Annotated in this window: 14 protein-coding genes; 10 read left to right on the top strand and 4 right to left on the bottom strand. The window is 69.2% G+C overall.

Annotation, left to right across the window (positions count from 1 at the left end):
• Window positions 1-64: 64 nt before the first annotated feature.
• Window positions 65-550: a DUF1707 domain-containing protein gene (locus tag ACFVM3_RS10170; RefSeq protein ID WP_378437397.1), complete on the bottom strand. Its 486-nt coding sequence runs from the start codon at window positions 548-550 to the stop codon at window positions 65-67.
• A 118-nt stretch (window positions 551-668) separates the two neighbouring features.
• On the opposite strand from ACFVM3_RS10170, the gene xerD reads away from it, so the two are divergent.
• The 7 genes from xerD to ACFVM3_RS10135 all read left to right on the top strand — a co-directional run bounded on the left by xerD (window position 669) and on the right by ACFVM3_RS10135 (window position 7542).
• Complete coding sequence (xerD, locus tag ACFVM3_RS10165; RefSeq protein WP_378437430.1) at window positions 669-1571, top strand: site-specific tyrosine recombinase XerD; 903 nt, start codon at window positions 669-671, stop codon at window positions 1569-1571.
• 92 nt (window positions 1572-1663) lie between these two features.
• The gene (locus ACFVM3_RS10160) at window positions 1664-2680 is read left to right on the top strand and encodes a ParA family protein (RefSeq protein WP_125685029.1); all 1017 of its coding nucleotides are present in this window, start codon (window positions 1664-1666) and stop codon (window positions 2678-2680) included.
• Entirely contained in the window at window positions 2677-3090 is a 414-nt protein-coding gene (locus ACFVM3_RS10155) for a cobyrinic acid a,c-diamide synthase (protein ID WP_192741693.1), read from the top strand. Before ACFVM3_RS10160 ends, ACFVM3_RS10155 begins: the two co-directional genes overlap by 4 nt.
• A complete protein-coding gene (locus tag ACFVM3_RS10150; protein WP_378437394.1) occupies window positions 3090-4025 on the top strand; it encodes a segregation and condensation protein A in 936 nt (311 codons plus the stop codon). Before ACFVM3_RS10155 ends, ACFVM3_RS10150 begins: the two co-directional genes overlap by 1 nt.
• A complete protein-coding gene (scpB, locus tag ACFVM3_RS10145; protein WP_378437392.1) occupies window positions 4022-4834 on the top strand; it encodes an SMC-Scp complex subunit ScpB in 813 nt (270 codons plus the stop codon). Before ACFVM3_RS10150 ends, scpB begins: the two co-directional genes overlap by 4 nt.
• On the top strand, window positions 4824-5576 hold the full coding sequence (locus ACFVM3_RS10140) for a pseudouridine synthase (protein ID WP_005153474.1): 753 nt from the start codon (window positions 4824-4826) through the stop codon (window positions 5574-5576). Before scpB ends, ACFVM3_RS10140 begins: the two co-directional genes overlap by 11 nt.
• Window positions 5577-5673: 97 nt before the next feature.
• The gene (locus ACFVM3_RS10135) at window positions 5674-7542 is read left to right on the top strand and encodes a Xaa-Pro dipeptidyl-peptidase (RefSeq protein WP_378437428.1); all 1869 of its coding nucleotides are present in this window, start codon (window positions 5674-5676) and stop codon (window positions 7540-7542) included.
• Window positions 7543-7815: 273 nt separating this feature from the next.
• On the opposite strand, the gene ACFVM3_RS10130 is transcribed toward ACFVM3_RS10135, so the two are convergent.
• The 3 genes from ACFVM3_RS10130 to ACFVM3_RS10120 are packed head-to-tail and all read right to left on the bottom strand — an operon-like array spanning window position 7816 to window position 9909.
• Window positions 7816-9012 (bottom strand): cation:proton antiporter, encoded by a 1197-nt coding sequence (locus tag ACFVM3_RS10130; RefSeq protein ID WP_378437390.1) that lies wholly within the window; start codon window positions 9010-9012, stop codon window positions 7816-7818.
• 6 nt (window positions 9013-9018) lie between these two features.
• A complete protein-coding gene (locus ACFVM3_RS10125) occupies window positions 9019-9501 on the bottom strand; it encodes a cation:proton antiporter regulatory subunit (protein WP_378437389.1) in 483 nt (160 codons plus the stop codon).
• A 15-nt stretch (window positions 9502-9516) separates the two neighbouring features.
• Entirely contained in the window at window positions 9517-9909 is a 393-nt protein-coding gene (locus ACFVM3_RS10120; RefSeq protein ID WP_378437387.1) for a DUF4267 domain-containing protein, read from the bottom strand.
• Between the two features lie 90 nt (window positions 9910-9999).
• On the opposite strand from ACFVM3_RS10120, the gene ACFVM3_RS10115 reads away from it, so the two are divergent.
• The 3 genes from ACFVM3_RS10115 to ACFVM3_RS10105 all read left to right on the top strand — a co-directional run bounded on the left by ACFVM3_RS10115 (window position 10000) and on the right by ACFVM3_RS10105 (window position 12040).
• Window positions 10000-10578 (top strand): TetR/AcrR family transcriptional regulator, encoded by a 579-nt coding sequence (locus ACFVM3_RS10115; protein ID WP_378437385.1) that lies wholly within the window; start codon window positions 10000-10002, stop codon window positions 10576-10578.
• A 92-nt stretch (window positions 10579-10670) separates the two neighbouring features.
• Complete coding sequence (cmk, locus tag ACFVM3_RS10110) at window positions 10671-11375, top strand: (d)CMP kinase (protein WP_378437426.1); 705 nt, start codon at window positions 10671-10673, stop codon at window positions 11373-11375.
• Entirely contained in the window at window positions 11372-12040 is a 669-nt protein-coding gene (locus ACFVM3_RS10105; protein ID WP_378437383.1) for a lysophospholipid acyltransferase family protein, read from the top strand. Before cmk ends, ACFVM3_RS10105 begins: the two co-directional genes overlap by 4 nt.

Raw genomic sequence — 12040 nt, 5'->3', positions numbered from 1 at the left:
TCATGGCGTTCGGGAGGTGGTCGGTACGGCGCCGGGCCTGTGTTCGGGGAGGCTCCCGAGGCGCTCAGTCCCGGAGACGGCGGCCCTGCGCGTCGGTGCCGCCGTTCGCCAGCAGCACGATCCCGTCGACGATCGGCCAGACCGCCCCGATGCCGCAGGTGACCAGCACGACCGCCAGCTGGCCGATGGCGAGACCGACATGGCCGGTGTAGAAGCGCCCGATCCCGAACGGCAGCACGATCTGCAGCACCCCGGCGGCGACCTTCGACTTCGGTGAATACGGCATGACCGCGGCGGGCTGCTGGTACACGGGCACGAACGGCGGCGGGTCGAACCGCGGCGCGAGGTACGCCGGATGCGGCGCGGGCAGGTCCTGGAACAGCGGCCGGAGTTCGCCGAACGTCACGGCCTCGTACGCGGCGAGGACGCGGCCCTCGTACTCGTCCGGCGTGATCCTGCCCTGGCTGTAGTGGTCGGCGAGCAGCCGCGCCGCCTCCTCGCGTTCGGCGGTGCCGGCGCGCATTTCGTCCGGGTCCGGTTGCTGGGACATGTTCCCAAGGTAGCCCGTTTCACACCCGCGACGCGGTACGCGCGGCGAACCCCCGAACGGGTCGCGGTCGTCCTAGAGTGTCCGTGTGTCACGGGCAGGCGGTACCGGAGTCGCCCAGGTGGTCGCCGCTTACCTCGACCATCTGGTGGTCGAGCGCGGAACCGCGAGGAACACCCTCGACAGCTACTCCCGCGACCTGCGCCGGTACACCGCGTACCTCGGTGACGCCGACGTCGAGTGCTTCAGCGATGTCACCTCGGCGCACATCACCTCGTTCGGCGCGGCGCTGCGCGAAGGCGACGAAGAGCATCGGCCGCTCGCCGCGTCCTCGGCGGCCCGGGCGCTCGTCGCGGTGCGGGGACTGCACAAGTTCGCGCACGCCGACGGCATCACCGAGAACGATCCGGCCCGCGAGGTCCGCCCGCCCGCCGCGGCCAAACGGCTGCCTAAGGCACTGCCGGTGGGCGACGTCCTGAAACTGCTGGAAACCCCGCCGCCCGAGGGTGAACGCCCGCTGCGGGACCGGGCGCTGCTGGAACTGCTCTACTCCACCGGCGCGCGGATCTCCGAGGCCGTCGGGCTCGACGTCGACGACATCGACGACGCCGAACGCACCGTGCTGCTCGACGGCAAGGGCGGCAAACAGCGCATCGTGCCGATCGGCCGCCCCGCGCTGGAAGCGGTGCACGCGTACCTCGTCCGCGCGCGGCCGGCGCTCGCCACCCACGGCAGGGGGACGCCGGCGATGTTCCTGAACGCCCGCGGCTCCAGGCTTTCCCGGCAGAGCGCGTGGCAGGTTCTCAAGGACACCGCGGAATCCGCGGGAATCACGGCGGGCGTCTCCCCGCACACGCTGCGCCATTCCTTCGCCACGCATCTTCTCGAAGGCGGGGCCGACGTCCGCGTCGTGCAGGAACTCCTCGGTCACGCTTCGGTGACCACCACCCAGGTGTACACGCTGGTCACGGTCAACACGCTCCGCGAGGTTTACGCGACAGCACATCCCCGCGCGCTCGGCTAATCGACCCGGTCGGTCCCGGCGTGCCTCGTTGGCTCGACTCGCGGATCGCGCATAGGCTGCCGAGGATCCTGCCGAAGAGGAGCTTTCGCGCCATGTCGACACCGAACGAGCCGGCGAAGCCGTCCGCGTCCGCCGGTTCGGCCGCGGCGAGCCTCAGCCAGGTGACCATCGCAACCCCCGCCGAACACGACGGCGACGAACCGTCGGAGGACACGATCTCTTCCCGCGGCCGCAAGGCCAAGCGCGCCAAAGAAACCAAGCAGCAAGAACTCGAGAGGGAAGGTATCGGCCCCACGGGCCGTCCGTTCCGCGAGATCCCCGATCCGCCGCCGCTGGACCGCCATGGTCCCGCACTGGTGATGGCCATGTGCAACCAGAAGGGCGGGGTCGGCAAGACCACCTCGACCATCAACCTCGGCGCGGCGCTGGCCGAATGCGGCCGCCGGGTACTGCTGGTCGACTTCGACCCCCAGGGCGCGCTCTCGGTCGGCCTCGGCATTCAGCCGCACGAGCTGGACCAGACGGTCTACAACGTCATCATGGAGCGCTCGGTCAGCATCACCGACGTCATCCGGAAGACCAGGGTGGACGGCGTCGACCTGCTGCCGAGCAACATCGACCTGTCCGCGGCCGAGGTCCAGTTGGTCGCAGAGGTAGGGCGCGAACACACTTTGTTACGGGTCCTTCGTCCGGTCATGAACGACTACGACTATGTTCTTGTCGACTGCCAGCCCTCGCTAGGCCTGCTGACGGTGAACGCACTGACCGCCGCGGACGGTGTGATCATCCCGCTGGAGTGCGAGTTCTTCAGTCTGCGAGGCGTAGCGCTCCTGATCGACACCATCGAGAAGGTGCAGGAACGCCTCAACCCCAAACTGGACATCACCGGGATTCTCGCCACCATGTACGACCCGAGAACCCTGCACTCGAAGGAGGTCATGGCGAGAGTGGTGGAGGCATTCGGCGACACCGTGTTCGACACGGTGATCAACCGCACCGTGCGGTTCCCCGAGACGACGGTCGCGGGCGAGCCGATCACGACCTGGGCTCCCAAATCAGCGGGCGCGGCGGCCTATCGCGCGCTCGCCCGTGAGGTGATCGCTCGGTGAGCAGGCGAGCTTCCCTGCCAGGAGCGTCCGAACTCTTCAGGATCACCTCCAGCCCCGCGCTCGATCTCCCGCCCGCGCCCGAGCAGCCCGCCCCCGCGAAGGGGAACGGCAACGGGAACGGTTCCGGGAACGAGCACAAGGAACGGCTGACCCGTGCCGCGCGCAGCGGCTCCGGGCGGACCAAGCACGACGCGAAGATCACCGTCTACGTCTCCGGCGACGAACTGCTGGCGATGGAGCAGGCCAGGCTGAACCTCCGGGCGAAGCACGGTCTCGTACTCGATCGCGGCAGGCTGGTCCGCGAGGCGGTGGCCGTGCTGCTGGCCGACTTCGACGCGGCGGGCGAGGACTCGGTCCTCGTCCAGCGTCTGCGGGCGGGCAGCGAGGACGGGAAAGAGACCGAGAGCTGATGGACGACCCGGCCGCGGCTGCTCCCAGCGGCTCAGAGCCGGTCGAGCGGACAGAGGCAGAAGAGACCCCCGCCGTGCACGAGACCGTGCACGGCGGGATGGTCCCCGAAGGACTCGCCAGCGAAGAGCTGAGCACGTCCAAGTTCAAGGTGAACCTGTCGAATTTCCAGGGTCCCTTCGATCTGCTGCTCCAGCTGATCTCGCAGCACCAGCTCGACGTCACCGAAGTCGCGTTGCACCAGGTCACGGACGATTTCATCGCCTACACCCGTGCGCTCGGCACGGAGTGGAACCTCGACGAGACGACCGAGTTCCTGGTCATCGCGGCGACCCTGCTCGATCTCAAGGCGGCGCGGCTGCTGCCCGCCGCCGAGGTGGAGAGCGAAGACGACCTCGCCCTGCTCGAAGCACGGGACCTGCTGTTCGCGCGTGTGCTGCAGTACCGGGCGTACAAGCAGGTCGCGGCCCTGTTCGGAGAGCTGGAAGCCGGCGCGCTGCGGCGGTACCCGCGGTCGGTCGCGCTGGAGGACCGGTTCATGGGCCTGCTGCCCGAGGTGATGCTGGGCGTCGACCCGGCGAAGTTCGCCGAGATCGCCGTCGCGGTCTTCAAACCGAAGCCGCCGCCGACGGTGTCGATCGCCCATATCCACATGGGCCGGGTCTCTGTGCGCGAACACGCCGCGCTGCTGCGGCTCAAGCTGGCGGAACGAGGCGAAGCGACCTTCGGTGAGCTGGTCGAGGACTGTGAGCACACCGTCGAGATCGTGGCGCGGTTCCTCGCGTTGCTGGAGCTGTACCGGGAGGCCACGGTCCAGTTCGAGCAGCTGGAGGCGCTCGCCGAACTGCACGTGCGCTGGACCGGCGGGTCCGTGGAGGAGGCGTCGGTGGCGGCCGAACACGATCGCGCCGCCGCCGAGGACGAGGAGTACGGGTGAGCCCGGAGAACACCGAAGAGACCGAATCGCCCGAGACCGGGGATGGGCTGAAAGCTCCCATCGCCGAGTCCGACGAGGTGAAGGACGCTTTCGTCGCGTCGGACGAGGTGAAGGACGCTTTCGTCGCGTCGGACGAGGTGAAGGACGCTTTCAGCCCGCCGGAGGCCTCGGAGCCGCCTGCCGACGAGCCGGACGAGCCGGAGGCCGAGGCGGAGCCGCCTGCCGACGAAGGGCTCGTCGCGGCGGGCGACGGCGGCTACCCCGACGTCACCTCCGACGAGGCGCTCGAAGCGGCCCTGGAGGCGTTGCTCCTGGTCGTCGACTCGCCGATCAACGAGGAATCCCTCGCCGACACGGTCGGCCAGCCCGTGTCGCGGGTGACCGTGGCGCTGCGCACGATGGCGCAGAAGTTCACCGAGCGGACCAGCGGAATCGACCTGCGCCGAGTCGGCGAAGGGTGGCGGTTCTACACTAGGGACGTCTATGCCCCGTTCGTGGAGAAGCTTCTGCTCGACGGCCAGCGTTCCAAGCTGACGCGAGCCGCACTGGAGAGCCTCGCCGTGATCGCCTATCGGCAGCCGGTGACCAGGGCCAGGGTCGCCGCCGTCCGAGGGGTGAACGTGGACGGGGTGATCAGGACGCTGCTGGCGCGCGGCCTGATCGAGGAGATGGGGACCGACCCCGAAACCACAGGCACGCTGTACGTGACGACCGAGCTGTTCCTGGAGCGACTGGGCCTCTCGTCCCTGGCCGACCTTCCGCCCATCGCTCCGTTGCTACCCGAAGTGGACACCATCGATGACATCTGACCCGCATCCCGACGGCATTCGGCTGCAGAAGGTCCTTTCACAGGCAGGCGTCGCCTCGCGGCGCGCGGCCGAGGACCTGATCGTGCGCGGTCGCGTGAGCGTGGACGGCAAGGTGGTCACCGAACTCGGCCGCCGGGTCGATCCGGACAACTCCGTGATCCACGTCGACGGCACCCGCGTCCAGGTCCGCGAGGACCTCGTCTACCTCCTGCTGAACAAGCCCAAGGGCGTGCACAGCACGATGAGCGACGACCGCGGCCGTCCGTGCGTCGGCGACTACCTGCGCGGCCGGTACGAGGAGACGCCCGGCATCGTGCACGTCGGCAGGCTCGACGAGAACACCGAAGGGCTCCTGCTGCTCACCAACGACGGCGACCTCGGCCACCGGCTGATGCACCCGTCGTTCCGCGTGCTGAAGACCTACTTCGCCGAGGTCGAGGGCATCGTCCCGCGTGGGCTCGGCAAGGAACTGCGGGCGGGCTTCGAGCTGCCGGACGGCATCGTCAAGGTCGACCAGTTCCGGGTCAAGGACATGCTGGCCGGGCGTACCCAGATCGAACTGGTCATCCACGAGGGCCGCAAGCACATCGTGCGGCGGCTGATGGCGGCCACCGGGCACCCGGTGCGCAAACTGGTCCGGACCGCGCTCGGCGACGTCCAGCTCGGCGCCCAGCGCTCGGGCTCGATCCGGCGGCTGAACCGCGGCGAGGTCGGTTCGCTGTACCGCGCCGTCGATCTGTAACCAAGACTTTCCGCCCTACTGCACGGGTGATCACCGCGTTTAGCTCTCCCTGACGGGCTTTCAGCCGACGGGGAAGGGCTCAACCGTGAAAACAGTTGTGCTGGCAGGGATCTTGGCGGTCGCCGCGGCCGTGGTCGCGGCGCCGCAGGCCGCGGCGAAACCGCGGAGCAGCGAACCGGTCTACGACTTCGCCCAGGCCGTCCGCGAGACGGCTTGGGTGGACATCGGGCTCGACGGGGACGGCGACGGCCGGTCGGACCGGGTCGCCGCGGACATCATCCGGCCGAAGGAACCGGCGGCGCAGGGCAAGAAGGTCCCGGTCATCATGGACGCGAGCCCGTACTACTCGTGCTGCGGGCGGGGCAACGAGAGCGAACTCAAGACCTACGACTCGGCGGGCAGGCCGGTCGGCTTCCCGCTCTACTACGACAACTTCTTCGTCCCGCGCGGGTACGCCGTGGTCCTGGTCGATCTGGCCGGCACCAACAAGTCCCGTGGCTGCACCGACATCGGCGGCCCCTCGGACATCGAATCGGCGCGCAAGGTCGTCGACTGGCTGAACGGCCGCGCGAACGGCTACACGACGGCGACCGGCCCGGCCAGGAAGAACGCGACCTGGTCGACGGGCGCGGTCGGCATGATCGGGAAGTCCTACGACGGCACGGTGGCCAACGGCGTCGCCGCGACCGGCGTCGACGGGCTCAAGACCATCGTGCCGATCGGCGCCATCAGCTCCTGGTACGACTACTACCGCTCCGACGGCGCGAGCCTGCGTCAGGGCAGCCCAGCGGGGTTGGCGCAGACCGTGTCCCGGCGCAACGGTGGGCAGAACTGCGGCGCGGCGAACCAGAAGCTCGCCGCGGGCGCGACCTCGAACGGCGACTACAACGCGTTCTGGCTCAACCGGGACTACGTGCAGAGCGCTTCGAAGGTGAAGGCCAGCGTGCTCGCTTCGCACGGCCTCGGTGACCTGAACGTCAAGACGATCAACTTCGGGCAATGGTGGGAAGCGCTGAACGTCGAGCGCAAGCTCTGGCTGACGCAGGCCGGCCACGTCGATCCGTTCGACTACCGGCGGTCGGAGTGGGTCGACACGCTGCACAAGTGGTTCGACCACTACCTGCTCGGCGTGGACAACGGTATCGAGAAGACGCCGGGCGCGAGCGTGGAACGCGAGCCCGACGTCTGGGTGGACCAGCCGACCTGGCCCGCGGGCAGCGCCGTCACCCTGCGCCCCGCGGCCGGGAACACACCGGGCGTCGGCACGCTCGGCACGACCGTGGGGACGGGCACGGTCTCGTTCACGGACTCGTCGGGCCAGTCGTCGAACAGCTGGGCCGCGAGGCCGACGGAGACCGCGAGCGGCCGCGTGCTGTTCAGCACCGGCGCGCTCGCGAAGGATCTGCACGTGTCCGGGACGGCGAAGGTGACCGTGACCGCGACGCCGTCGACGCCCACCGCGCGGCTCTCGGCGGTGCTGGTCGACTACGGCCTGGCGACGATCCGGAACTACACCGGACCGAAGGAAGGCATCAAGAACGAGCTGACCCAGTCGTGCTGGGGCGCGAGCTCGCCCGGTAACGACGCCTGTTACCTGAACACGAGCACCGACGCCGTCTCGGTGGGGCTGAACATCATCAGCCGCGGGTGGGCGGATCTGGCCAACCACCGGTCGCTGACCCAGGAATCGCCGCTGACTCCGGGGCAGCCGTACACGATGACGTTCCGGCTGGCGAGTACGGATCACGTCGTCCCGGCGGGACATCAGCTCGCGCTGATCATCGGCGGGACGGACGGTTCGTTCATCGGCGGGCCGGCGCAGTACCCGAAGATCACGGTGGATCTGGGCAAGACGTCGCTGGCGCTGCCTGTCTCGGGTGCGGGACCGTCGGCGGTTCCGGCTCCGCTTCCGGCGGCTCCGGCGCAGATCGCGCCGGCGACCGTTTCGGGGCTTGAGCGCGGCTAGGCCTCGACGCTGAGGTCTCGGTCCGGCGGGTGCTGCGAAAGCCATTTCCGCGCCACCCGCCGGAACCCTCGTGTCGTCCGTCTGGTCACGTGAGTTACGTCCCCAATCACGTGAGTCACGTCCTCGATCACGCGAGTTCCGTGCCCGATCACGCGAGCCGTCCGGACCAGTCACGCGTGCTGGCCTTGCGGGACGAGCGAACTCGCGTGATCAGGCGCGTAACTCGCGTGATTGAACGGCGAACTCACCAGTCGCCGCGCGTGTGGGGCGGGGTCAGCCGGCCTGGGAAGCGGGGGTCTTCGAACCGAAGGGCCTCCGCTGCAAGGCTCGCGCCACCGGTTCGACGATCCGCGCGGCCGTCGGGCCGAGGATCGCCATCAGGAGCACGTACGCCGTCGCGAGGGCCGCGAGTTCGCCGGTCACCGCGCCCGCCGCCACCGCCAGCCCGGCGATGACGATCGAGAACTCGCCTCGCGCGACCAACGCGGCCCCGGCGCGGGCACGGCCCATCTTCCCGATGCCCTGCCTCCGCGCGGCCCACCAGCCGGTGCCGACCTTCGTGAGCGTGGTCGCGACCGCCAGGACGACCGCCCAGCCGAGCACGGGCGGGATCGACGCGGGGTTCGTGTTGAGCCCGAACACGACGAAGAACACGGCGGCGAAGAGATCTCGCAGCGGTTCGAGCAGGTGCGTCGCGTTCTCCGCCGTCGAACCCGAGATCGCGATGCCGAGCAGGAACGCGCCGACCGCGGCCGAAACCTGCATCGCCGAAGCGAGGCCGGCGACCAGCAGGGCCGCGCCGAGGACCTTGAGGAGGAACACCTCACGGTCCGGGCTGTCGACCGCGGCGGAGACGTACCGGCCGAACTTCAGCGCGATCACCAGGACGACGGTGATGACCATCAAGGAGATCCCGACGGCCTTCATCCCGCCGAGGAAGCTCACCCCGCCGAGCACCGCGGTGAGGATCGGCAGGTACAGCGCCATCACCAGGTCCTCGAACACCAGGATCGACAGCACCACCGGCGTTTCCCGGTTACCGAGCCTCCCGAGGTCGCCCAGCACCTTCGCGATGATCCCGGACGACGAGATGTAGGTGACGCCCGCCATGACGATCGCGCCGATCGGCCCCCAGCCGAGGATGAGCGCGACGATCGCGCCCGGAGCGGCGTTCAGCACGATGTCCACGAGACCCGCCACCCACGAGCGTTTCAGCCCGGTGAACAGCTCGGCCGCCGAGTACTCCAGGCCCAGCAGGAGCAGCAGGAGGACGACGCCGATCTCGCTGGCGAGGTGGGTGAAGTCGCCGATGTCGCCGAGCGGGATGAACCCGCCCTGCCCGAAGCACAGACCGCCGATCAGGTACAGCGGGATCGGGGACATCCCGATCTTCCCGGCGAGGCGGCCCAACGCGCCCAGCCCGAAGAAGACCGCCCCGAGTTCGATCAAGGACAGTGCGGTGTGATCCATCGGCGATCAGCCGTACTTCAAGATCTTGGCGGCGGCCTCGAGACCTTCGGAGGTGCCGACCGCGACGAGGACGTCGCCCGCGGTGAGGTTGAAGTCCGGCGTGGGGGAGGGGTGGACCTGCCCGGCCCGCATCACCGCGACGACCGAGACGCCCGTACGCGTCCGCATGGCGGTGTCGCCCAGCGTCCGGCCGTCGAACGGCGACGACGCCTTGACCGGCAGCTGCTTGGTGTTGATCCCGGGCAGGTCCCGGTGCTCTTCGGTCAGCTGGGCGACCAGCTGGGGCGCGCCGAGCAGATTCGCCAGCGCGCCCGCTTCGTCGGTGGTGAGCGGAAGTGAGGCCAGGCAGGCGTCGGGATCGTCCGTTTTGGACACGATCAGCTCGACGTGTCCGTCGCGATGGGTCACCACGCCGACGCGGCGGCCGTTGCGGGTGGCGAAGTCCTTGCGGACGCCTATTCCGGGGAGCGGGGTCACTTCGACGTTCACGACGTCAACAGTAACTCACCGTTCGTTTCGCTTCGGGCGGATCAGGAACAGTGCCGAGATCCCGAGCATCAAGGCACACGTCGCGCCGTGGATGCCGAGGGCGGCGCCCACGGAGCCGTTGTGGGTCAACACGATCAGCATGTCGCCGAACGGGATGAACGCCATCGCGAGCATCGCCCAGCCCAGCGCGCGGGCGTTCCGGAACAGGAGCAGCGCGAGCACCACGAGCGCCGTGCCGATGTCGCGGACCCCCTTGACGGCGAGGATCGGGTCACCATCGGACGGCATCACCGGCAGGCCGAATCCGCCCGTCTGGGTCGCCGGGAAGAACACGTAACCGCTCCCGAAGTAGAGGACGAAGAGCACGAGGGCGGCGGACAGGACGTAAGCGATCTTGGTTCTGGTCATGATCTCGACTCCAAGAACTAGCAGTGCTAGGTACGAGAGGGACCTTAGCTCTAGCGTTGCTAGCTTGTCTAGCGGTGCTAGCATGTTCGTATGGTCACCAACCCCCGGCGCGAGCGGGACCGCTCGCAACGCGAACAGCTGATCGTCACCACCGCCCGCGAGATCGCCGAAGAAGAAGGCTGGGACGCGGTCACCACGCGCCGGCTGGCGGCGAAGATCGAGTACAGCCAGCCCGTGCTCTACAGCCATTTCTCCGGCAAGGGGGCGATCATGGCGGCCGCGGCGCTCGAGGGCTGCACCGAAATGGCCGCCGACATGCGGAAGGGCGCCGGGGCGGCGGAGGGCTCCCGGGAGGCGCTGCTGCGGCTGGCCGAGAACTACTTCGACTTCGCAGACCGCAAACCCGCGCTCTACGACGCGATCTTCACCCTCGCCAGCGAGCTGGACTTCGCCAGCCCGGACAGCCCCGAGCCGTTGAAGGACGCGTTCGGCGCGCTGCTCGAAGTCGTGGGCCCGGTCTCCGGCGACTACGACCCCGGCCTCTACACCGAGACCTTCTGGGCGGCCTTGCACGGACTGGTCACCCTCGAACGCAGTCGCCGGCTCCCGGCGCCCGCGCGCGCGGAGCGGATCGGCATGCTCGTCGACCGGTTCGCCGTGGGCGGCTGAGGCGTGTCGCGCGCCACCAGGCAGAATGGTCGTCGATCAGGTGAGCGACGAATGAGCTGAGGAGAGTTTCGGTGACGGGAGCCCTGCGTGGTGTGGTCGCGATGGACGGCCCGTCCGGAACCGGGAAATCCACGGTTTCGCGGAAGCTCGCGACGAAGCTCGGCGCCGGATACCTCGACACGGGCGCGATGTACCGCATGGTCACCCTCGCCGTCCTGCGCGCCGGGGTCGACCCTGCCGACGCGGACGCGGTCGCCGACGTCGCCCTGAAGGCCGAACTCGGCATCGGGACCAGCCCTGACGAAGCGACCGTGACCCTGGCGGGTGAAGACGTCGCCGCCGAGATCCGGGGCGCGGACGTCACCACCGCGGTCTCGCCGGTTTCGGCCGTCCCGGCGGTCCGCGAACTGCTGGTCACCCGGCAGCGCGAGATCATCGCCGAGGTACTCGGCCGGGTCGGCGGCATCGTGGTCGAGGGGCGCGACATCGGCACCGTCGTCTCGCCCGACGCCCCGCTCAAGATCTTCCTCACCGCCTCGGCCGAGGTCCGCGCCGCGCGGCGCAGCGCGCAGGACTCCGCCGCCGGTCGCGAGTCCACTGTGGACGTCGCGAAGGCGGCCGTGGAGCGGCGCGACCACCTCGACTCCACGCGTGCGGCGTCGCCCTTGCGCGCGGCCGAAGACGCCGTCGAGGTGGACACTTCGGCGCTCAACATCGACCAGGTGATCGTCGCGCTGTCCGAACTCGCCCTGCACCGCGGTCTTCTCGAGGGCTGCCCCGCCGAGGCGACGAGGTGACCGCGCAAGGCCTTCCCGATGGCGCGAGCGGCCCGATCCACACGTTCGGCCGGGGCATCGCGAAGTTCGTCGTCCGGCCGGCCTTCCGCGTGCGGGTGCACGGTGCCGAGCGGGTTCCGGCGTCGGGTCCGGTGGTGTTCATCGCCAACCACAGCTCGATGGTGGAACCCCAGCTGCTCTTCGGAATGTTGCCGAGGCGCACGGCGTTCCTGGTCAAGGAGGAACTCTTCCGGGGGTTCGTCGGCTGGTTCTTCCCGAAACTGGGCCAGATCCCGGTGAAGCGGGGGGCGGTGGACCGCAAGCCGCTGATGGCGGCGGTCAAGGTGCTCGAGGACGGCGGTGCGGTGGGGATCTTCCCCGAAGGCACCCGAGGACTCGGTGACGCCGAAAACTTCGAGCGCGGCGCGGCCTTCCTGGTCCGCGCCGGGAACGCGACCGTGGTTCCGGTCGCCACTCGGGGGACGTACAAACCCGCCGGCGCCAAGAGGCGTTGGCGGCCACGCGTCGACATCATGGTCGGCGAACCTTTCACTCCCGCGATCGGGAAGGGAAGGACAGGGCTGGAGGAGGGAACCGAGCGGCTTCGCATCGCGCTCGCGGACCTCGTGAAGGCACTGGACGAATGGCGCTTGGAGCACGGGCTCCGAGACACGCGACAGGATTGA

The sequence above is a fragment of the Amycolatopsis sp. NPDC057786 genome (assembly GCF_042797905.1).
GTDB lineage: Bacteria > Actinomycetota > Actinomycetes > Mycobacteriales > Pseudonocardiaceae > Amycolatopsis.
This window is presented reverse-complemented; position numbering and strand designations above follow the sequence as displayed.